General features: G+C 40.8%; 20 protein-coding genes. 3 read left to right on the top strand and 17 right to left on the bottom strand.

Annotated features, from left to right (window positions below; genetic code table 11):
* Positions 1 to 155: 155 nt before the first annotated feature.
* The 8 genes from WKU26_RS11810 to WKU26_RS11775 all read right to left on the bottom strand — a co-directional run bounded on the left by WKU26_RS11810 (position 156) and on the right by WKU26_RS11775 (position 8,674).
* Positions 156 to 2,297, bottom strand: coding sequence for an AAA family ATPase (locus WKU26_RS11810; RefSeq protein WP_340322160.1), 2,142 nt, complete (start codon positions 2,295 to 2,297; stop codon positions 156 to 158).
* 288 nt (positions 2,298 to 2,585) lie between these two features.
* Positions 2,586 to 4,685, bottom strand: coding sequence for an ATP-dependent DNA helicase RecG (recG, locus tag WKU26_RS11805; protein ID WP_340322159.1), 2,100 nt, complete (start codon positions 4,683 to 4,685; stop codon positions 2,586 to 2,588).
* A gap of 5 nt (positions 4,686 to 4,690) precedes the next feature.
* Positions 4,691 to 5,353, bottom strand: a complete 663-nt coding sequence (locus tag WKU26_RS11800; protein ID WP_340322158.1) for a 2-C-methyl-D-erythritol 4-phosphate cytidylyltransferase — start codon at positions 5,351 to 5,353, stop codon at positions 4,691 to 4,693.
* Positions 5,353 to 5,901: a DJ-1 family glyoxalase III gene (locus tag WKU26_RS11795; RefSeq protein WP_178265449.1), complete on the bottom strand. Its 549-nt coding sequence runs from the start codon at positions 5,899 to 5,901 to the stop codon at positions 5,353 to 5,355. Before WKU26_RS11795 ends, WKU26_RS11800 begins: the two co-directional genes overlap by 1 nt.
* A gap of 60 nt (positions 5,902 to 5,961) precedes the next feature.
* Positions 5,962 to 6,813, bottom strand: coding sequence for an energy transducer TonB family protein (locus tag WKU26_RS11790; protein WP_340322157.1), 852 nt, complete (start codon positions 6,811 to 6,813; stop codon positions 5,962 to 5,964).
* 2 nt (positions 6,814 to 6,815) lie between these two features.
* On the bottom strand, positions 6,816 to 7,232 hold the full coding sequence (locus tag WKU26_RS11785) for an ExbD/TolR family protein (RefSeq protein WP_178265447.1): 417 nt from the start codon (positions 7,230 to 7,232) through the stop codon (positions 6,816 to 6,818).
* Between the two features lie 6 nt (positions 7,233 to 7,238).
* Entirely contained in the window at positions 7,239 to 7,958 is a 720-nt protein-coding gene (locus WKU26_RS11780; RefSeq protein WP_178265446.1) for a MotA/TolQ/ExbB proton channel family protein, read from the bottom strand.
* A 2-nt stretch (positions 7,959 to 7,960) separates the two neighbouring features.
* On the bottom strand, positions 7,961 to 8,674 hold the full coding sequence (locus WKU26_RS11775) for a pyridoxine 5'-phosphate synthase (protein WP_340322156.1): 714 nt from the start codon (positions 8,672 to 8,674) through the stop codon (positions 7,961 to 7,963).
* A 108-nt stretch (positions 8,675 to 8,782) separates the two neighbouring features.
* Here WKU26_RS11775 and WKU26_RS11770 point away from each other — a divergent pair, with 108 nt between their 5' ends.
* Complete coding sequence (locus tag WKU26_RS11770; RefSeq protein WP_340322155.1) at positions 8,783 to 9,655, top strand: NAD kinase; 873 nt, start codon at positions 8,783 to 8,785, stop codon at positions 9,653 to 9,655.
* Positions 9,656 to 9,763: 108 nt separating this feature from the next.
* Here WKU26_RS11770 and WKU26_RS11765 read toward each other — a convergent pair whose 3' ends face one another.
* The 3 genes from WKU26_RS11765 to WKU26_RS11755 all read right to left on the bottom strand — a co-directional run bounded on the left by WKU26_RS11765 (position 9,764) and on the right by WKU26_RS11755 (position 12,843).
* Positions 9,764 to 11,095 (bottom strand): nucleobase:cation symporter-2 family protein, encoded by a 1,332-nt coding sequence (locus tag WKU26_RS11765; protein WP_340322154.1) that lies wholly within the window; start codon positions 11,093 to 11,095, stop codon positions 9,764 to 9,766.
* A 107-nt stretch (positions 11,096 to 11,202) separates the two neighbouring features.
* Positions 11,203 to 11,772 carry a xanthine phosphoribosyltransferase gene (gene xpt, locus WKU26_RS11760; RefSeq protein ID WP_340322153.1) on the bottom strand — a complete coding sequence of 190 codons (570 nt, stop codon included), beginning with the start codon at positions 11,770 to 11,772 and terminating at the stop codon, positions 11,203 to 11,205.
* A 123-nt stretch (positions 11,773 to 11,895) separates the two neighbouring features.
* On the bottom strand, positions 11,896 to 12,843 hold the full coding sequence (locus WKU26_RS11755) for a fimbrillin family protein (RefSeq protein WP_340322152.1): 948 nt from the start codon (positions 12,841 to 12,843) through the stop codon (positions 11,896 to 11,898).
* A 143-nt stretch (positions 12,844 to 12,986) separates the two neighbouring features.
* Between WKU26_RS11755 and WKU26_RS11750 the strand changes: the two genes are divergently transcribed.
* On the top strand, positions 12,987 to 14,399 hold the full coding sequence (locus tag WKU26_RS11750) for an alkaline phosphatase (protein ID WP_340322151.1): 1,413 nt from the start codon (positions 12,987 to 12,989) through the stop codon (positions 14,397 to 14,399).
* 214 nt (positions 14,400 to 14,613) lie between these two features.
* Here the strand turns inward: WKU26_RS11750 and WKU26_RS11745 are convergent, their stop codons facing one another.
* Complete coding sequence (locus WKU26_RS11745) at positions 14,614 to 15,507, bottom strand: helix-hairpin-helix domain-containing protein (protein WP_340322150.1); 894 nt, start codon at positions 15,505 to 15,507, stop codon at positions 14,614 to 14,616.
* 4 nt (positions 15,508 to 15,511) lie between these two features.
* A complete protein-coding gene (locus WKU26_RS11740) occupies positions 15,512 to 16,879 on the bottom strand; it encodes a sodium-dependent transporter (protein ID WP_340322149.1) in 1,368 nt (455 codons plus the stop codon).
* Positions 16,880 to 16,969: 90 nt separating this feature from the next.
* On the opposite strand from WKU26_RS11740, the gene WKU26_RS11735 reads away from it, so the two are divergent.
* Positions 16,970 to 17,377 (top strand): VanZ family protein, encoded by a 408-nt coding sequence (locus tag WKU26_RS11735; protein WP_340322148.1) that lies wholly within the window; start codon positions 16,970 to 16,972, stop codon positions 17,375 to 17,377.
* Positions 17,378 to 17,482: 105 nt separating this feature from the next.
* Here the strand turns inward: WKU26_RS11735 and WKU26_RS11730 are convergent, their stop codons facing one another.
* From WKU26_RS11730 to prfB, 4 genes are all read right to left on the bottom strand, one after another.
* On the bottom strand, positions 17,483 to 17,986 hold the full coding sequence (locus tag WKU26_RS11730; RefSeq protein WP_178265436.1) for an RNA polymerase sigma factor: 504 nt from the start codon (positions 17,984 to 17,986) through the stop codon (positions 17,483 to 17,485).
* Between the two features lie 147 nt (positions 17,987 to 18,133).
* A complete protein-coding gene (locus WKU26_RS11725; protein ID WP_340322147.1) occupies positions 18,134 to 18,619 on the bottom strand; it encodes a CYTH domain-containing protein in 486 nt (161 codons plus the stop codon).
* A gap of 118 nt (positions 18,620 to 18,737) precedes the next feature.
* Positions 18,738 to 18,869 (bottom strand): hypothetical protein, encoded by a 132-nt coding sequence (locus WKU26_RS11720; protein WP_269879018.1) that lies wholly within the window; start codon positions 18,867 to 18,869, stop codon positions 18,738 to 18,740.
* Positions 18,870 to 18,943: 74 nt separating this feature from the next.
* Entirely contained in the window at positions 18,944 to 20,059 is a 1,116-nt protein-coding gene (gene prfB / locus WKU26_RS11715; RefSeq protein ID WP_178265434.1) for a peptide chain release factor 2, read from the bottom strand.
* Between the last annotated feature and the right edge of the window lie 651 nt (positions 20,060 to 20,710).

Below are 20,710 nucleotides of genomic sequence, written 5' to 3'. Positions count from 1 at the left end.
CTGCAAATAACTGTTTTACAGTAGGTTTTATGAGTTGCTTTTCTGCAAGAAGACTTTCTGAAGAGAACTATATATACATTATTATATAATATAAGCACTGACCGACAAAGAACAACAAACGGGAAATTTATTCACAGATTTGTAATTTCTCTGTTTTAACCCTCCCCACTTATATCATTTCCACTCCTCTCTTGATATTGCGCCATAATCTCCAAAATAATTTTACCATACTTCTCCACACACTTTTTACCTATATAAGGAACATGAAGCAGTTCACGCTCATCAGCAGGAAAACAATTAGACAATCCTAAAATAGCTTTTTGTTGCAATATAGTATACACCGGCACTCCTCGCCTTTCAGCCTCCTCTTTACGCCACCCTATTAAGGCTCGATATACAGCAATATTCCCAATATCACCATTGGCTACAACAATTTTTTTCTGTTTCTTCTCACGTTTCTTTACTTTTTCAGAGTCTTTTTCTCGCATGCTCAACACCGAACGTTTACGCAAAAAACCCTGCACTTGAAATCCATTATCAAAAACGAACTCCAATAAAGCTGATTTAATACGCACAGCATCAGATAATTCTCCCCAAGCCTCATCCAGTTTTTTTCTCAACTCTTTATTATCCACCTCTATCTCCGTACTATCCATTAACTCCTGCAAAGGCTTTAAAGTATCCCCAAAATACTTTGTGCCACTATGTATCCTGTCTTGAAGTATCTTATCCAATTCACAATCAACAGATTGTGATAAAAGGCGCATATACTGATTCTCAAATTTAATACTTACCTCGCAGAGTTCTTTTCCCAACCTCTCTACTTCAGCTTGATACAACTTTATTTGAGCCGGATATATTTTATACAAATATTCATCCAATAACCTGAGATAATACACCAGCAACATTTTTATTCTTCCAAAACCGAAAAGTTGTTTCAGCAATTCTCCGAAATAACTTTTCCGCATAGCCATACACTGTTCTTGCGTAGGATTTGAATTACGAGTTTCATTGTTAAAACGGTCGATAACTCTATCACTTATCACTACTCCTGGTCCAATAGGTGCATTCAAGACCAACCCCTCCAAAGTCCGGCAGCGACTAAGCGCCACATACGCCTGTCCATGAGCAAATGCAGCAGAAACATCAATTATTGCTTTATCGAAAGTAAGTCCCTGACTTTTATGTACTGTAATAGCCCAAGCCAGCTTCAGTGGATATTGCTTAAAGGTTCCTTCTATTTCTTCAACTATCTCTTTCGACTCCTTATCCAATTTATATCTTGCATTAGTCCATTCCGCCTCCTGCACATCCACTTCCGCTCCAGTACCATCAATCTTCACCTTAATATACTGTTCCGACAAAGACACTACCCTACCTATTGTACCATTCGCATATCGATGCTCACCCGAAATATCATTCTTCACAAACATCACTTGCGCTCCTTCTTTCAATTCCAATTCCAAATCCGTAGGATAAGAATACTCCGGGAAATTGCCTTCTATTGCAGCCTTAAATGTATAAGCCTCAACCGGCAACTCATCCATTTTCATTCGGTTTATCTGCTGAGCTTGCAAATTATGAGTCGTAAGACGAATATACCCCTTATCACCTATCATATTCTCCTCGGGGATATACCGACTATTAAGCATGGAAATTTCTTTCTCTGTACAACGATTCTCCCTGACAGCATTAAGCAACTCTAAAAAATGAATATCATTCTGCCGATACACCGTTTTCAGTTCAATTGTGCAAAAAGAAGTTTCCCTTAAAGCCCGACTTGAAAAGAAATAAGGCGAGTCATAATACTCCGATAGCAATTGCCATTCTTCACTCTTTACCACTGGAGGCAACTGTTGAACATCTCCTATCAACAAAAGTTGGACACCGCCAAAAGGTCTATCATTTCTTCTAAATCTACGCAATACATCATCTACCGCATCCAACAAATCGGCTCTCACCATACTAATCTCGTCGATGACAAGCAAATCGATGCTCCGCATTATGTTCAGTTTTTCTCTTCCAAAGCGAAAACGATACTGTGCGTCACCCCCAAATGCAGTTCCCGGAACATAAGGCGCAAAGGGTAGTTGAAAAAAAGAATGAATAGTCATTCCACCAGCATTAATTGCGGCAATACCTGTAGGCGCCAAAATAATCATTCTTTTAGGCGAATCCTTCACCAACGAGCGTAAGAATGTAGTTTTACCGGTTCCTGCCTTTCCTGTCAGAAATACATTTGTTCCTGTCTGACCGATTAATGTATTGACCAGTTCCAGTTCTGGATTAGTATTCATAGCATTGAATTAAATTGATTGCATAAAAAAACGGAAACAAAACAAAGATACAGATAAAGCACCTTAACTGAATACAACCCATATCATAAAATAAAAAAACTTACGCATATTCCATAAATAAAAAGGACAGGCAACAAAAGCAATTCTGTCTGTTTTTCATAATAATAATACCGCAAAAAAACGCGACTTGTCACATCGGCCAACGCGACAAGTCACGTTAGCGATCGATACTTGTATCGTTGGCTGATGTGACAAGTCGCGTTTTTCAACACTTAAGCATCCCTGTTCTCAGCTGATCACAGACCAGTTTACGTTCTTCTTGCGGAGTTCTTTCAGCTGTCTCCACACGATTGCATTTTCCGGAAGCACTCCATTCGGATCGCCATCAAGGAGTTTTTCCGCGACTTCACGTACATATTGCAACAACTGACCGTCGCGAGCTATATCTGCAATTTTCAAGTCAAAAGCCACTCCACTTTGCTGGGTACCTTCCAAATCGCCAGGTCCACGAAGTTTCAAATCAGCCTCCGCTATTTCAAAACCATCGTTGGTCTGCACCATAATCTCAATTCGCTTACGGGTTTCTTCTGTAAGCTTATACCCTGTCACCAGAATGCAATAAGACTGATCGGCTCCACGCCCTACACGTCCACGCAACTGATGCAACTGCGACAAACCAAAACGTTCGGCATTTTCTATTACCATTACAGAGGCATTAGGCACATTCACTCCTACTTCAATCACAGTAGTAGCTACCATTATCTGAGTTTCATTTGCAAGAAAGCGCTGCATTTCCTCATCCTTTTCGGCCGGCTTCATCTTTCCATGCACCTTACTTACCTTATACTCGGGAAACTCTTCACAAATATGCAGGTACCCCTCCTCCAGATTCTTAATATCCATCTTTTCACTTTCCTGAATCAACGGATACACAATGTAGGCCTGTCTTCCTTCCTGAATCTGCTTCCGGATAAATGCATACATCGAAGCACGGCGATTATCGAACTGATGCACCGTCTGAATAGGCTTTCTTCCCGGAGGAAGCTCATCAATCACCGACACATCCAAATCTCCGTATAACGTCATTGCCAGCGTACGTGGAATAGGAGTAGCCGTCATTACCAGTACATGAGGGGGACACGTATTCTTTGCCCATAGTTTGGCACGTTGGGCAACTCCGAAACGATGCTGTTCATCAATCACCACCAGCCCCAACGATGAGAAATTCACAGTATCTTCAATTACCGCATGCGTTCCAATCAAGATATTAACAGCCCCTGTTAATAAGTCACGAAGAATCCTCTCCCTTCGTTTCCCTTTCACAGTCCCCGTCAATAACTCTACACGTACATCCATTCCTTCTAAAAAACGGCGGATAGTTTCGTAATGCTGTGTAGCAAGAATCTCTGTAGGAGCCATCATACAAGCCTGATAACCATTGTCTAAAGCTATCAGCATCGTCATCAGAGCCACTAAGGTTTTTCCACTTCCCACATCTCCCTGCAACAGCCGGTTCATCTGTCTTCCACTCCCCATATCGCGGCGCATTTCTTTAATTACACGCTTCTGCGCCCCTGTTAATTGAAAAGGAAGATTCCGTGAATAAAAGGTGTTGAAAACTTCTCCCACGCGTTCGAACAGCAATCCCCGAAACTTATTGCGCCGTTCCTTGGTATAGCGTAAAATATTCAGTTGAATATAAAACAATTCTTCAAACTTGAGACGATACTGAGCCTTACGCAGCAAATCGGGACTTTGTGGAAAATGAATATTATAAAGAGCGTCAGTAAGTGGCATCAGGCGATGAGTATGAATAAGTTGAGGACTAAGTGTCTCATCTATCACTTCACATTGCAAGGTTTGAAACAGATTCTTCATCAGTTTCTCCAATGTATGCGAATTGAGCCCACTCCGCTTCATCTTCTCTGTCGTATTATAATAAGGTTGCATCCCCATTGAAGACAAAGTCAACTCACCAGCCGGATCAATATCCGGATGTGCAATATTAATTCGTCCGTTGAATACCGTAGGTTTCCCAAAGACGATATATTCCTCATGCGCCTTATATTTACCCATGACATACTTCAAGCCTTGAAACCAAACCAGGTCGACTATACCTGTACCATCGGAGAAATGGCCGACCAAACGCCTTTGCCTGCCTTCTCCTATTGTTTCAAAGCTCAAGACTTCTCCCTTCAGCTGAATATACGGCATATTACCGTCTATTTCATGAATATAATACAGCCTGCTCCGGTCTACATATTTATATGGGAAATAGTACAACAAGTCCCTCAAGGAATAAATTTGAAGTTCCTTGTTTAAAATGGCTGCACGCTGCGGCCCTACTCCCTGCAAATATTTAATGTCACGTGTAGATAAGTCGAACATCTTTTTCAGATCAGCACCTCTGCTACTTTCAAATCAAAAGGTGTAGTTAATTTGATATTTTCCCGATTTCCCGCTACCAGATACACAGGTAATCCCAAAGCTTCTACTACAGAAGCATCATCGGTGAAAGCTGGAATATACTCTTGCGCATAGGCACGCTTCAACACTTCCGTGGTGAAAACCTGCGGAGTTTGTACTAATTTATAGCAATCTCGAGGCACCGTTTCACTGTCTTCAGCAGATACGATATGACGAACAGTTTCTACCACATCAATCACCGGAATCACAGCATGTTTCAACGCAGCCATATCATAGCAAGAAGCAATTACCTCCCGAGAAACAAAAGGACGGACTCCGTCGTGTACTCCTACGATTCCTTCTCCATCTACCAGCCTCAGCCCATTACGAACAGAATGGAAACGGGTTTCTCCTCCATCAGCTATGCGATGAGGTAAAGTAAAGCCATATTGCACACAAAGTTGCTTCCAGTAGTCCTGTTGGGCTACCGGAAGAACAACAATTAATTCTATCTGATTGTCATAAGCATAAAAGGCCTCAAGAGTACGCATCAATACCGGTTTCCCTTTTACCGGTATAAACTGCTTGGGGATTTCACCTCCCATACGAAGACCTTTTCCGCCCGCAACAATAATTACATATTTTTTCATCAGGCAATCAACATGCCGTTTTTAACTTCTTTCACTTTTTCGGCTCCCGCAAACTTCTCCAGTATAGCAAAACCAAATTCCCATGCAGCTCCGGGACCTTTTCCCAAAATGAAGTTGTCTACACGTTCTACCATATTGCCTGTATATTCAGCTCCTTCCAGGAATTTGTCAAATCCCGGGTAACAAGTTGCCTTCTTACCTTTCAACAGTCCACGTTTACCATATACCAATGGAGCCGCACAAATAGCAGCCAACGGTTTTCCGGCAGCAGCAAACGACATAATCAGTTTATCAAGACCTGCATGCGCATCCAAATTGGTAGCTCCTGGTAGTCCACCCGGCAAAACGATCATTTCAACATCTTCTTCCTTCAAATCTTCAAACAAGACATCGGCTACAATAGGTACTCCATGCGAGCTAACTACAGTTTTGTTTCCTGTTACAGAAACTGTTCTCACTTCCAATCCACCTCGACGCATGATGTCCAAGGGAAACATGGCTTCCATTTCTTCAAAGCCTTCGGCTAAAAAAATACAAATAGTTTTCATAAGCAACTTATTTTTAATGAAGTACAGAAACTGCTTTCGCATTCCCTATTCTTCCGATTTCTATTTAAATTTAAAGTTATATGTAATCGTTCCAAACTGATCTCTTACTCCCGTAATACTATTAAAGCGCGCTTTTCGGGCAGCTTCTATTGCTGCCTTACGCAAGACCTCATTATCCGTATTGGTATGTTTGTTAATGCTGGCGGCAACAACCAGTCCAGCAGGGTTGACCCTAATGTCTACCACAACAGTTACGTCTTCTCTTAAATTTACATTGTGTTTCGGTTTCGGCAAACCATCTGGTCCTAGAGAACGCCCCTTCAAAGAAAAACCATGTCCTCCTTCTCCAGTCGTATTACCCGCATTACTGTTTCCTGTAGGACTACCCTGAATACCGGTACCCGTATTTGATGTACCTTTGCTACCCATCTGAGAACCTTTACCAAAAGCTCCGGCAATCTTGTTGGCCGCAGCCTGTGCAGCGGCTCGTTCTGCTTCCGCACGTTTCTCTGCTTCCGTTTTCTCTTTGACTACCTTTGCCGGTACAGTTTCCTTTTTAGGTGTTTGGGTAGTTTCCTTCTGTTGTTTTTTCTTTTCCTCCTTTTTCTTCTTTTCTTCTTTCTTTACCTGTATGGAAGGTTCATCAGCCTGAGTGATGAGAGGTTGTTCCACTTTTACCTCCTCTTGCACAGGTTGAGGTTCTGCCGTTTCCGGTTGAGATACAATATCCACTTCGGTCATTGTATAAGGATCGGACTCTCCCTGCGATTGCTCCGTATCACCAAACATAACAGGTACTCCCCCCTCTTCCTGCGGTTCCGGACGGGAAAGCGTAAGCAAGAGCAGCAAGACCAATACTACCACATGCAATACGGCTGTACCGATTATTCCTGTTACTTTATTTTGTTTCATGATTACTTCTTATCTGGGCGGCGGGTAGCCAACACCATTTTGTAATGATTCTCGTTTGCAATATTCAGAATGCGTACCACCTCACGATAAGGGATGGATTCGTCTGCGTACAAAGCCACATACATCTCCGGTTCCTTTTGCGCACATTCCTGTAAAAAGGCCGGTACTTCCTCTATAGACAAAGGCATTTCATCCTCCTTGCCAAACGCACCATAATAATTCAAGTCTTTATCAATAATTACCCTTGCCATAGGTTTGGCTGAAGTTTGCTCCGATCCTTGCGGCAACAAAACTTTAATGGCATTTGGCGAAACCATGGTAGAAGTAATCATAAAAAATATCAGCAACAAGAAAATGAGGTCTGTCATAGACGACATACTGAAGCTTGGAGATATTTTTTGTCTTCTTTTCAGTGCCATAAGCTATTATTTTTCAATCGGTTCATTGAGTAAATCCATGAAAGCCATTGTACGGGCTTCCATCTGGCTAACCACCTTATCTACCCGATATACGAGATGATTGTATGCAAACATGGCTGCAATACCTACAACCAGCCCACCTACAGTAGTAATCATTGCCTCATAAATACCACTCGACAAAAGTGTAATATCAATATTGTTTCCGGCATTAGCCATATTCCAGAATGCACGCACCATACCCAATACAGTACCCAAGAAACCAATCATAGGAGCTCCACTCGAAATAGTAGCCATGATAGACAAACCATTTTCCAGTTTAGCCACTTCGATATTTCCGGTATTCTCAATAGCAGCCTGTACATCAGCCACCGGTCTTCCCATACGAGTAATTCCTTTCTCAATCATTCGTGCAGAAGGAGTATTGGCCATACGGCAATAGTTGATAGCCGACTTGATTTCTCCACTCTTTATATAATCGCGGATACGTTCCATAAAAAGCGGATCTTCCTTTCCAGCCTTACGGATAGCCGCAGCGCGTTCGAAGAAAATATAAAATGCAACCACCGACATCAAGGCCAGTACAATCATAATCCAGCCTCCCTTACAGGCCATATCAAAAAGATTCATTTCCGGTTCTCCCGAAGCAACAGGAGTCAATACCGGGTTTTCACCGGTAACAGTTTCAGCAGCAGCTTGCATTGCTGTCAATAAAGTTAGTGTCATCATACTTATAAAAGACATTGTTTATATTCTTCTATTGTTTTCTTCAATCCTAAATAAAGCGCATCGCATATCAATGCATGACCAATCGATACTTCATCCAGCCAAGCAATATGCTGACGGAAATATTTCAGATTCTCCAGACTTAAATCATGTCCGGCATTAAGTCCCATTCCTAATTTTCTGACCAACTTGGCCGCTTCTACAAAAGGAGCTACAGCAGCTTCCGGATTCTTGGCATAAAGAGAAGCATAAGGTTCGGTATAAAGTTCTACACGGTCTGCTCCGGTTTTAGCTGCATATTCTATCATTTCGGGTTCGGTTCCTACAAAAATAGAAGTACGGATACCTGCTTCTCCAAAAGTATCCATCAATTCTGTCAGGAACTCACAATTCGTCTTTGTGTCCCAGCCCGCATTCGATGTAATCTGCCCTGGTGCGTCAGGTACCAGTGTAACCTGATGTGGCTTTACTTTCAACACGAGGTCAATAAACTCTTTGGAAGGATAACCTTCTATATTAAATTCAGTTTTCAGCAAAGGTCTTAAATCATATACATCTGCATAACGTATATGTCGTTCGTCCGGCCGAGGATGTACTGTAATACCATCTGCCCCAAACGCCTCACAATCCAATGCTACTTTCTGTACGTTAGGATTGTTTCCACCACGGGCATTACGCAAAGTGGCCACTTTGTTTATATTCACACTTAATTTAGTCATATTCGTTTTTATTTATATCTTTGCAACTACAACTTGCAAAGTTAGCCGATTTTATGAAATACCGGCCATGATTATAAGTTAAAAACCGTACACTATATACAAGAAACAATGAAATTTGCCATCTTTGGAAATACTTATCAAGCTCAAAAATCAGCTCACACTACCCGATTGCTGGAGATTCTTCGTAAAAAGGATGCGCAAATATGTATCAGTGCCGACTTCTATGAATTTCTGAAGAAAGTAACAGACACTGATTTTACAGGTGTTGAAGTCATCGAAGGGAACAATTTCACTGCCGATATGGCTTTAAGTATTGGAGGAGACGGAACCTTTCTAAAGACTGCAAGCCGTGTAGGCAATAAAAGGATTCCTATTTTGGGAATCAACACAGGGCGGTTAGGATTTCTGGCTGATATTTCGCCAGAACAAATGGAAGAAGCCTTCGACGAAATCTATCAACACAAATATCAGACAGAGGAAAGACGTGTACTGCACTTACTTTGCAAAGGACAGATTTTAAAAGGCTATCCTTACGGGCTGAATGAAATAGCTATCCTAAAGAGAGACAGTTCATCGATGATTACCATCCATGCGTATATCAATGGAGAACTGCTGAATAGTTATCAGGCAGACGGACTTATTGTCTCTACCCCTACCGGGTCTACAGGATATTCATTGAGTGTAGGAGGTCCTATTTTAGTTCCCCAAAGCGGCACTATCAGTCTGACTCCCGTAGCACCACATAGCTTAAATGTCCGCCCTATTGTGATTCGAGACGACTGGGAGATTACATTACAGGTAGAAAGCAGAAGCCACAACTTTCTTGTAGCAGTAGACGGAAGAAGTGAAACTTGCCGGGAAGGTTGCCAACTGACTATCCGTAAAGCTAATTATCCTATCTATATTGTAAAACGCTGTCAACATTCGTTTTTCAATACTCTCCGTGAAAAAATGATGTGGGGAGCAGACAACCGTAAATAATGAATCTCACCATACAAGCAAAAAAGACCGCTGGAATTTCATCTTCCAGCGGTCTTTTTCTATCATCTATATGATTCTTGGCAGACAGAGCCGTTACAAGAATCAGTCTTATTCTTTAATACGTATCAATAAATTGGCAAGAATAGCAGTTACACCTCCAGTAGTAATACCGGATGCAAAAATATTGCGCAATACTTCGGGCAACTGGCTCAAGATATCGGGTACCAGTTCTACACTCAGACCAAAAGAAAAACTTAATGCCATCACCAAAGTAGCCTTACGATCTATCTTCTGAGCAGCAATAATACGTATACCTGCAGCAGCCACCGTTCCGAACATCAGCAAAGTAGCTCCTCCCAAAACAGGTTCCGGCATCAACGAGAATACCAATCCTACAGCCGGGAACAAGCCCAACAATATCAAGAATCCTGCAATAAAATAACCTACATAGCGGCTTGCTACTCCAGTAAGCTGAATCATTCCATTATTCTGTGCAAAAATAGAGTTAGGGAAAGAATTGAATACACCAGCCAGCATAGAGTTAAAGCCATCGGCCAATATACCTCCAGAAGCACGTTTTACAAACTTCTCACCTTCTACCGGCTCACCTGAGATAAGTGAATTGGCAGTAATATCTCCATAAGCTTCAATTGCAGTAATCAAATACACCAGTGCCAGTGCAATAATAGAAGAGATATCAAAAGAAAGACCGTAACGGAAAGGAATAGGAATATTGAATCCTCCATAGCTCTGTACAGAAGAGAAATCGACCATACCTAAAGCCCAAGCAACTATATATCCTACAATCAAGCCGATAACGATTGAGCTCATTCGCAGATAACGGTTTGAGCTCCGGTTAAAGAAAATAATCAAGACGAGCACCAAAGCAGCCAGCCCTACATGCTCTAAAGCCCCGAATGTACCGTTTGCCTGAGCTACCGCTCCTCCTCCACAAGCAGAAACACCCACTTTAATCAAACTCATACCAATCAGGGTAACCACAATACCAGACACAAGTGGAGTAATCACCTTTCTTGTATATTTCAGGACACGGCTTATAACCATTTCTACAGATGAAGCAACAATACAAGCTCCAAAGATAGCAGAAAGTCCGCCGGTTAACCCAGCAGAAATAACAGGTCCGATAAACGAGAAACTGGTTCCTTGAATACAAAGAAGTCCACAACCCACAGGTCCCAGTCTGCGACATTGAATAAAAGTAGATATACCAGATGCAAACAATGCCATTGACACCAGAAAACCAGTAGTATCCAAATCCAGTTTTAAAGCTCCGGCAATAATCAACGGTGGAGTAATAATAGCAACAAAAATAGCCAGCAAATGCTGCAATGCCGCAAAAATAGTTTCTTTCAAAGGTGGACGATCATTCAGTCCGTAAATCAGCCCCGCTCCCGAAGCCATAGCCTGTTCTTTTTCCATTTAATATATACTTACTTTTTATGTGAGAAAAACATTTGTTACCCAATAAATAACTTCGGACAAACATAGCATTCTATATTTGCCCGAAGTATATTCTTTTAAAAATACTATTCTTTTATTTTAATTTTACAATCTTCCAGACTTTCAATAATAGCCAACGACTCTACATGAATACCCTGACCACGCAAATAATCTCCTCCGTGCTGGAAGGACTTTTCAATCAAGAAGCCCATACCCACCAGTTCAGCTCCAGCTTTCTGTACCAAGTCAATAACACCTTTTGCGGCATTACCATTAGCAAGGAAGTCATCGATAAACAGAACTTTGTCGCCCGGAGCAAGATAATCTTTGCTTACACACACATCATAAGAACGATCCTTAGTAAACGAGTACACGGTAGTAGTCAGCATGTTTTCCATTGTGCTGGGTTTCTTTTTCTTTGCAAACACAACCGGAAGTTCCAATAAATACCCAACCATGATAGCAGGAGCAATACCACTCGCTTCGATAGTCATTACCTTATTAATTCTTGTGCTGGCAAAACGACGCACAAATTCTACTGCCATTGACTTCATCAAAATCGGATCCATCTGGTGATTGATGAAATTATCAACCTTCAAAATTCCGCCTTCGAAACATTTTCCATCTTTCAAGATTCGTTCCTTGAGTGCTTTCATACGCTAAACAGAGCTTTTAACCAACGTAATATTAAAATTTCTGCAAAGGTACGCGTTTTTATCGTATTTCCGACAAGACAGAGAAAGCAAAATAGCGAAAAAGAAGCAAGCTTCGGCAAAATCTTATTCTACCGGAGTTTCATCTACAAAAATATCCTCCAAAGCTCCTCCGGAAACCCAATCAGTGATTTCATTACCTACAATTTCCAAAGTTTCTTTTTTCACCCGAATGGTATACTTATATATTTTACCCGACTCAAAAGTCGTACCCATTTTGTCTGTTGTAGCTGTATAAGAATTTCCATCCCGTTCGTAAGTAATGGAAAAATTCAACGGAGTTTCCAGTACCGAAGGATTGATTAACACCATGCTTGCATATCCTTCTTCCTCAATACTGACTTCTTTTACCAACTCCAATGCATCTTTTTTCACTACACCGTCAGCCATCTGCATATGGTCTGTACCTTCCGAATCAAAGCAATAATAATGAGGTGCAACAATATTTTGTCCTTCAAACTTCATTGTCTTCAGCGTCATGGTTTTGTCGGCAGCATCTTTTTTCAATGTAACCATTATCAGACTATAAATATGTTTGAACGACGATTCCCCTTTAAATGCTACAACTCCATTTTCAGCCCCATAATTGGTTGTACAACGGGCTGCCAAGAAGTCAAACTGCCCAAGATTCTCCAGTTCTCCCGTTTGGGTACTTAAATCCGGCATCGGTATACGAGTACGTTCTGCCTCCTCCACATAAGGATAAAAAGCACAAAACTCAAAAGACTCTGTCTGATTAGGCCAGTAAAGAGGTGTTTCTGAGTTCCATCCACTTCCTGTATAATTCCATTTTACCGCATTTTCCTGCTGTCCAGGCATAAAGAATCCTACCGCATCTTCAGCTGCAAAAGAAGTCTTTCCGGCAGAAGTCGTAATAGTTCGCCCTAAATTAGCCCCCTCTACCATGGCCTGCATACTCAAGGATAAATTGTCATTATCCACACTTTCACTCTTTTGACAGCTCACACACAAGAAGATGCAAAGGCATCCACTTAAAATTAAATGTTTCTTCATAATATTTTAATTAATATGTTACATTTTATAACGCTACCTTCTAATTTTCTATACCGTCATATAGGTATTTTTTCCAGCCTTACTTTCATTCATTTTTCTTTTTCGTATTTTTGTTCTCAGAAAACATCTTAAAGACACAACTCATGAATAAACGATTTCTTTTAAGTGCATTTCTTATTGTGTCAGCTTGCCTGACATTTGCACAGCAGCCTAAGTATGTATTTTATTTCATAGGCGATGGTATGGGAGTAAACCAAGTTCAAGGTACAGAACTGTACCGAGGTGAACTGGAAGGCAAAATAGGAATTACTCCCATTCAATTCGCTCAATATCCTTATGCCACAGTAGCTACGACATTCTCTGCAACCAATGGAGTAACCGATTCCGCAGCTGGAGGAACAGCTCTTGCGAGTGGACACAAGACCAAAAACGGCACTATCGGAATGGAAAAGGACCAGCAGACTTCTGTAAACAGTATAGCAGTATGGGCACAAAACAGTGGTTACAAAGTAGGAGTAGCTACCAGTGTAAGTGTAGACCATGCTACTCCGACTGCTTTTTATGCACATAATGCAGACAGAAACAACTATTATGAAATGGGATGTGACCTGTATAAAACAGGATTCGACTTTTATGCCGGATCGGACTTCCTCGATCCCGATAAAAAAGGAAAAGCAGAAAGTTTATACAGCTTGGCAGAAGCAAATGGATATACCATTGCAAGAGGATATAAAGACTATCTGAAAAAAAGCAAGAAAGCAGACAAAATGATTCTGTTCCAGACAGAAAAGGCTTCTCAGGTAGAACGAGAATCTATCCCTTATGCCATCGACCGTAAAAAAGGAGATTTGACTCTGAGTGATATTACACGTTCTGCCATCAACTTCCTGACAAAGGAACCTTCCAAAGGCTTTTTCCTGATGGTAGAAGGCGGAAAAATAGACTGGGCTTGCCACAGCAATGACGCGGCTACTGTTTTCCACGAAGTGATGGATTTGGATAATGCAGTAAAAGTAGCTTATGAATTCTATGCACAGCATCCGGATGAAACACTGATTGTAATCACCGCAGACCACGAAACCGGAGGTATTGTATTGGGAACAGGAGCTTACAAGTTAAATTTACAGGTTCTGAAGAACCAGAAAGTCAGCGAAGTGGGCTTTACAAGAATCATCAATGGCTTGCGCGCACAATACAAGAACAATGTGCCATGGGAAGTTGTGAAAAAAGCCTTGAAAGAGAATTTCGGCTTTTGGGAACAAGTACAGTTGACAGAAAAACAGGAAGCACGTCTGACTAAAGTATACGAAGAAAGCTTCAAAGGCCAAAACATCCAATTAGAAAAAAGTGAATATTCACAAGACGAACCAATCGCAGCAGAAGCCAAACGTATTATCAATGAAATAGCTTTGGTAGGATGGACCAGCGGAGGACATTCTGCAGGATATGTCCCGGTATTTGCTATCGGAGCCGGAGCTGAATTGTTCCAAGGACGCCTTGACAACACCGAAATCCCAATGAAAATAGCCAAGGCAGCCGGATATATCGCCAAATAACATCAAAACAGAACTGACCTTTATTTCAGGAACAGTCTCGAGGTTGTACAATCGGACTGTTCCTATTTTTTTGCAAAGTCGTTTTCTAATCAGCGCCGTCGGATGCATAGCCGCCGCCGTTGTTTTTCCGGCCGACACCGCCGGTTTTATATACGACGTCGCCGAACGAACGGTTCTGCTTGCATAGCACAGAGTAATAACGAATACCAACAACTTATTCAAATGATAAGTAAGGAGCCAGCTTATCCAAGTCACTTTCCGTAAACTCTTCGAACATAGACAATTGAGCTATATTCTTTATATCTCCCCTTTTGCGCCTATATTCCAATATAGCTTTAGCCTTGTAGAAATTCATATAAGGATGGACACGAAGTTTATCCAGACTAAACTGATTGACATAGAGTTTACGCAATGTATCTGTTTTGACAACAAACCATTTATTCAGTTCCTTTCCTACGTGAGGAATTTCCTGCAACTGGTTCACGCTATAAAAACCTCCCAAACGAAGACGATAAGCCACAATCATTTTAGCCAGTCCACTGCCTATTCCCGGAATACATTTCAGTTCTGTTGTATCTGCCTTATTCAAATCGACAACGGTCCCTTCTTCGTATTTTTTCTGTATGACGAACAAAGAATCTTCAGGCAAGGTACGATGCTGCATTGTATCGCGTTGTCTGAATCTTTCGCCGATTACAATATAAGGCTTCAATGTTTGAAATGTCTCTTCTTTCAGTCCATATATACGGGCAAAAGCTTCCGGAGAACGGAACACTCCACCTTTTTCACGATAACGTAAGATATTTCGGGCTATAAAAGCCGGCAAGCCCAGCTGACGGAAAGTCAGAGAATCGGCTGTATTAGGGTCGAACTCCTGCAAGACTACAACCGGAGCATTGCTGGTATATTTCCTGTAAGAAACATTTTTCTCTTTCTCCTTAAGCTGTACCAGGAAGGAATCGATTTCTTCATTATTCTGCATGGCCACAACCGGTGAGTCTTTCCGGGAAATCCCGATATAAACTCCCGTCAATATCAGAGCAAGAAGCAGAAGAAATATAATGATTCTACGCTCGGCCTTAGAATAATAGAAAAAATCTTTCCACATCACACTATCCCAGTAATCCCAACTCGTTAATAAAAATCAAAGCAATCCCTATAGGAGCAACAAAACGAAGTACGAAAATATACAAAGGATAGAAAGGAGCTTTCAGCGTGCCATAATTGGTCACTTCATTCTTGACCAGATTCCGGTCAATTGCCCAACCCACAAAAATGGCAGCGAAAAGTCCTCCAAATGGCAACATGATTTTTGCTGTCAGGAAATCCAAAGCATCAAACAAGTTCATTCCTGCTATTGTGTATTCACTCCAATCGCCTAATGCCAATGAAGATACGATACCAATCAGCAGACTTCCTGCCGTAATCAGACGGGCAGCCTTGACACGGGTGAAATGGAACTTCTCATGCAGAAAGGCAGTAGAGACTTCATGCAGTGAAATAGTGGAAGTCAAAGCAGCCAAAGCCAAAAGTACATAGAACAGTACAGAGCATACGGTAGCTAAGATAGGTACTGCACTAAATGCTTGCTGGAAGACATTGGGCAATGTAATAAAAATCAAAGCAGGACCAGCATCAGGCTGAATTCCTACAGAAAATGCTGCGGGAAAAATAACCAGTCCGGCCAATACAGCGACAAAAGTATCTATCAATCCCACACTGGCCGCCGTATGCACCAGACGAGTTTCTTTGCCAAAATACGATGCATAGGTAGACAAACAGCCCATACCCAGACTTAAAGAGAAGAAAGCCTGCCCCATTGCACCTAAAAAGACATCAGGAGTAACCTTACTGAAATCCGGCTTCAACAAAAACTCCACTCCTTTATTTGCTCCAGGCAAAGTCAAAGAACAAATAGCCAGCAAAATAATTAGAATAAAGAGTAAGGGCATCATCAGCTTAGAAGAGCGCTCTATCCCTTTTTCTACTCCTTTCACTACCACAAAATGAGTTAAAAATAAAAAGACTACCAACCATAAAAGCGGTCTTAACGGATCTTTGGAAAAGTCCTGAAACAACGTAATGAACTCCGCAGAGGTCTTTCCGGCAAATCCACCCGTCAGAGCCTGAAAAGTATATTCTAAGGTCCATCCAGCTACAACGGAATAATATCCCAAGATAAGAAAGCCTGTCAAAACTCCAATGTATCCTACCCATTTCCAAATCGGATGTGGAGCCAAGACCTTAAATGCTTCCCCCGTACTTGCTTTCGAACCACGTCCAATCGTGAATTCAGCAACCATAATGGGTAATCCCAAAATAAAAATACATCCTAAATATACTATTATAAATGCCGCTCCTCCATGGTTTCCTGCTTCATATGGAAAACGCCAAATATTTCCTAAACCTACAGCAGAACCAGCTGCGGCCAAAACAGCTCCTAACTTACTGCCAAAACTAATACGCTCTTTCTGTTGCATAAATGAAGTAATAATTATAATTAATCCGAATTTGAGCGCCAAAAGTACAAAAAATATCGTATTTTTGCCTATAAAATTAAAGATTAATATATGATACGTTATTTAACTGCATATCCTTTATCTATACTGATCGTTATCATTATATGTTACCTGTCTTTTTTCCAACCTCCTCAGACTTCATTGGATGAAGTACCCTATATTGACAAGCTGGCGCATATTTGCATGTATGGCGGTCTGACTACTGTCTTATGGATAGAGTATCTTTTTCATCAATCGACTTTTAATTACAAAACTTTTTTGGCAGGAAGTATATGCTTTCCGATCTGTCTCAGTGGTATCATTGAAATACTGCAATCACAATGTACTGATAACCGTAGTGGAGATTGGTTTGATTTACTGGCTAATGCTACAGGTGTCTGTATTGCCTGCCTCCTGGGTATCTATGTATGGAAACCCTTGTATCAGAAATTCAAATCTTCAGGCTCTCGAAAACGTTAGAAACATTCTTATAAAAGAAAGACTGCATGATGCTTCACAGCATCATGCAGTCTACGAAAAACGTTATTAATATATAATTTTAAAGATAGAGAGTATGCATAAATCTTAACGGAAGTCTTTCAACTCTTCCTGCAATCTTTGGCGAGTGAAATAAATACGGCTTTTCACAGTACCCAAAGGTAAGCCTAACTTATCTGCAATTTCACGATATTTAAATCCGGATACGTACATCATAAATGGGATGCGATATTCTTTTGGCAATTCATTTACAGTGCGACGGATTTCCTTCAAATCATAAGAACCTTCCAGCGAATCTTCTGCCAGATTATTTCCCTGATTCAAGTAAAACTGGTTATCGGTTTGATCAACATAAGTCTGGTCACGCAATACTTTTCTATAATTATTGATAAAGATATTGCGCATGATGGTATATACCCATCCCTTAAAGTTTGTTTCCGAAGTATATTTTTCTTCATTATCTAATGCCTTCAAAGAAGTCTCTTGGAGAAGGTCGTTTGCTTCTTCACGATCCGCTGTCAACTTAAATGCAAAGTGAAATAGTTCTGTCTGTATGCTCAACAAGTTCTGAGCAAATGTGGTTGTCTTCATAATTATTTTGTATTTCGAGAGTTAATATTCGTTGTTCTAATCACACTGCAATATTACAGACAAAATACAAGACACATCCCACAAAATCAGACATATAACCATCTGTTTTCTATCAATAAACAGTTTTTACCCCCTATAAAACAGTTTTCAGGTGGTAGATTTTCCCCATTTTGTATAAGGCATTTTCATTAAAGAGGAATTATAATACTCTGTCTGCCCTGTTACTTCTTCGCCTAAGAAAGATGGACGTAAAAAGATTTCATTTTCTTCCTCCAATTCAACCTCTGCAACTACCAAGCCTTCGTTCTCACCATAGAATTCATCGACCTCAAATGTGTGATGACCGCTCTTTACCAAATAGCGGGTTTTATCAATAATTCCAGGTTCACACAGAAGCATCAGTTCTTCTGCTTCCTGCAGCGGAATCTCGCGTTCCCATTCATACCTCTTTACTCCACTGGCATCCGATTTTCCTTTTATCGTCAGAAAGCCTTTTTCATCCCGTATGCGAACTCTGACTGTCCGACCAGATGCACTACAAATGTATCCTTGTTTGATTCTGCTTTTCGCATAAGCTAAATCTCGGTAAGTGGTATCACATACCAAAAATTTCCGTTCTATCTCCAATGCCATGTCCGTTCTATTTATATTAAAATAAAAAATTCGGCTTTATACTTTATATAAACAAAATAGTCTCCCGGATGTTTACTTATCCAGGAGACTATCTCTCTATATCTTCATATAAATTGGATTACCACGTATAAGCTATAATTGTTATCAAAGCTAATACAATTAATCCGATGCACAAGTTTCGAATCAGCTTATTGGCTTTTTCGGCTTCTCTTCTTTCTCTTTCTTCGTGTTTTCTATTCTTTTGATTCATAGTATTGCATTTTTTAAGAAACTAATAGCTCAAAAATACAATATATTTTGAAAGAAAACAATAAAAAAGAAATTTTATGCTTCACTGTCTGAGAACTCCATCAAATAAGCCTTGATGAAACCATCTATTTTTCCGTCCATTACTCCGTTTACATCTGAAGTCTGGAAGTTTGTACGATGGTCTTTCACGCGTCTGTCATCAAACACATAGCTTCGAATCTGAGATCCCCATTCAATTTTCTTCTTGCCAGCTTCCACTTTAGCCTGCTCTTCCATTCGGTGTTGAAGCTCTTTATCGTACAATATAGAACGCAACTGACGCATGGCATTTTCTTTATTCTTCGGCTGGTCTCGTGTTTCTGTATTTTCAATCAGGATTTCTTCTTCGGCTCCAGTATAAGGGTCTTTATATTGATAACGCAAACGAACTCCAGATTCTACTTTATTTACGTTCTGTCCTCCGGCTCCTCCACTACGGAATGTATCCCATGACAAACGTGCAGGCTCTACAACAACTTCAATTGAATCATCTACCAAAGGGGTTACAAAGACAGAAGCAAAAGATGTCATACGCTTTCCCTGCGCATTATAAGGAGATACACGCACCAAACGGTGTACACCATTTTCGCCTTTCAGGTAACCGTAAGCATAAGCTCCTTCGATATTCATGGTAACAGTCTTGATACCGGCTTCATCACCTTCTTGCAAGTTAGCAACAGAAAGCTTATATCCATTACTTTCAGCCCAGCGCATATACATACGCATTAGCATCGAAGACCAATCCTGACTTTCTGTACCACCTGCTCCTGAGTTAATCTTCAATACACAATCCATCTGGTCAGCTTCAGAACGAAGCATATTTTTCAGTTCCAATTCTTCTACAGCATGAATAGCTTTGGCATAAGCATCATCAACCTCTTCCTCTGTGACCAATTCGTCTTTATAAAAATCAAAAGCTAATTCCAGCTCGTCCGATAATGTCTTCACTTCATTATAGCCTTCAATCCAGCCTTGTAAGCCCTTTACTTTCTTCATCTGAGCTTCTGCTTTCTTAGCATCATCCCAAAAACCAGGCGCCTGCGTACGCAATTGCTCTTCTTCTACTTGAACTTTCTTATTTTCAATATCCAAGTAGCGATAAAGTGCTTCAGTACGCTCTTTCACGTCTTTAAGTTGCTCTATTGTAATCATGTATTTGGTAATAAGTATCTGAGCTACAAAAATACAAAAAGATTTCTGATATGTAAAAAGATTCAGTCCATTGTTTCAAAAGAGAGTAATCAACCTTTATCAAAGTAAGCTAATTCTACCTTCTGATTATTTATTAACTCACTGTTCACTTTTTATCAATCCTTTTTTATTCTAAAGTATTGGAGAGTAAAAACACATATACGAAAAGAAGAGGTTAAGAATCCACAAGATATACCAAGCGATTCTCGAGTTTTTTCATTCACGAATTAGTATATAGCTTAAAAATGCAAGAAACATAAAAGATAGCCTCGTAAAACCGGGGAGCAAGCCTTCAGAAGCAGAGGATGCATAACATATCCCCCACGTCCGGACACGTCATGATTCTAACACGCTGAAGATTTCCACAGGTCCTGCACAACGACGACAATACAGCCGCCAAGAACCACGCATCAGACGGGATTGAAGAATAAAGCAGGACATACCCTTTACATAAAGGAGAGGATTATCCTTGATATGCAGAATAAAGACATACAGCTGTCAGACACGACAAATGAAGAAGAAGAACGGGGCAGTGCCGGGCCGGAGAAAGGCCTGCTACGGGGCAGCAGCGGCAGAGAAAAGGAAACTGGAGAGTCGCAGACATCCTGAGAC

This window comes from Phocaeicola sp. HCN-40430 (genome assembly GCF_037890285.1).
Taxonomy (GTDB): domain Bacteria; phylum Bacteroidota; class Bacteroidia; order Bacteroidales; family Bacteroidaceae; genus Phocaeicola; species Phocaeicola acetigenes.
The sequence above is the reverse complement of the archived record's forward strand: the minus strand, read 5'-3'. Positions and strand labels throughout refer to the sequence as shown.

Bases quoted from the DNA above. Each gene is read 5' to 3' on its own strand.
- WKU26_RS11810 (WP_340322160.1), bottom strand. From the start codon at position 2,297: ATGAATACTAATCCAGAACTGGAACTGGTCAATACATTAATCGGTCAG.
- recG (WP_340322159.1), bottom strand. From the start codon at position 4,685: ATGTTCGACTTATCTACACGTGACATTAAATATTTGCAGGGAGTAGGG.
- WKU26_RS11800 (WP_340322158.1), bottom strand. From the start codon at position 5,353: ATGAAAAAATATGTAATTATTGTTGCGGGCGGAAAAGGTCTTCGTATG.
- WKU26_RS11795 (WP_178265449.1), bottom strand. From the start codon at position 5,901: ATGAAAACTATTTGTATTTTTTTAGCCGAAGGCTTTGAAGAAATGGAA.
- WKU26_RS11790 (WP_340322157.1), bottom strand. From the start codon at position 6,813: ATGAAACAAAATAAAGTAACAGGAATAATCGGTACAGCCGTATTGCAT.
- WKU26_RS11785 (WP_178265447.1), bottom strand. From the start codon at position 7,232: ATGGCACTGAAAAGAAGACAAAAAATATCTCCAAGCTTCAGTATGTCG.
- WKU26_RS11780 (WP_178265446.1), bottom strand. From the start codon at position 7,958: ATGATGACACTAACTTTATTGACAGCAATGCAAGCTGCTGCTGAAACT.
- WKU26_RS11775 (WP_340322156.1), bottom strand. From the start codon at position 8,674: ATGACTAAATTAAGTGTGAATATAAACAAAGTGGCCACTTTGCGTAAT.
- WKU26_RS11770 (WP_340322155.1), top strand. From the start codon at position 8,783: ATGAAATTTGCCATCTTTGGAAATACTTATCAAGCTCAAAAATCAGCT.
- WKU26_RS11765 (WP_340322154.1), bottom strand. From the start codon at position 11,095: ATGGAAAAAGAACAGGCTATGGCTTCGGGAGCGGGGCTGATTTACGGA.
- xpt (WP_340322153.1), bottom strand. From the start codon at position 11,772: ATGAAAGCACTCAAGGAACGAATCTTGAAAGATGGAAAATGTTTCGAA.
- WKU26_RS11755 (WP_340322152.1), bottom strand. From the start codon at position 12,843: ATGAAGAAACATTTAATTTTAAGTGGATGCCTTTGCATCTTCTTGTGT.
- WKU26_RS11750 (WP_340322151.1), top strand. From the start codon at position 12,987: ATGAATAAACGATTTCTTTTAAGTGCATTTCTTATTGTGTCAGCTTGC.
- WKU26_RS11745 (WP_340322150.1), bottom strand. From the start codon at position 15,507: ATGTGGAAAGATTTTTTCTATTATTCTAAGGCCGAGCGTAGAATCATT.
- WKU26_RS11740 (WP_340322149.1), bottom strand. From the start codon at position 16,879: ATGCAACAGAAAGAGCGTATTAGTTTTGGCAGTAAGTTAGGAGCTGTT.
- WKU26_RS11735 (WP_340322148.1), top strand. From the start codon at position 16,970: ATGATACGTTATTTAACTGCATATCCTTTATCTATACTGATCGTTATC.
- WKU26_RS11730 (WP_178265436.1), bottom strand. From the start codon at position 17,986: ATGAAGACAACCACATTTGCTCAGAACTTGTTGAGCATACAGACAGAA.
- WKU26_RS11725 (WP_340322147.1), bottom strand. From the start codon at position 18,619: ATGGCATTGGAGATAGAACGGAAATTTTTGGTATGTGATACCACTTAC.
- WKU26_RS11720 (WP_269879018.1), bottom strand. From the start codon at position 18,869: ATGAATCAAAAGAATAGAAAACACGAAGAAAGAGAAAGAAGAGAAGCC.
- prfB (WP_178265434.1), bottom strand. From the start codon at position 20,059: ATGATTACAATAGAGCAACTTAAAGACGTGAAAGAGCGTACTGAAGCA.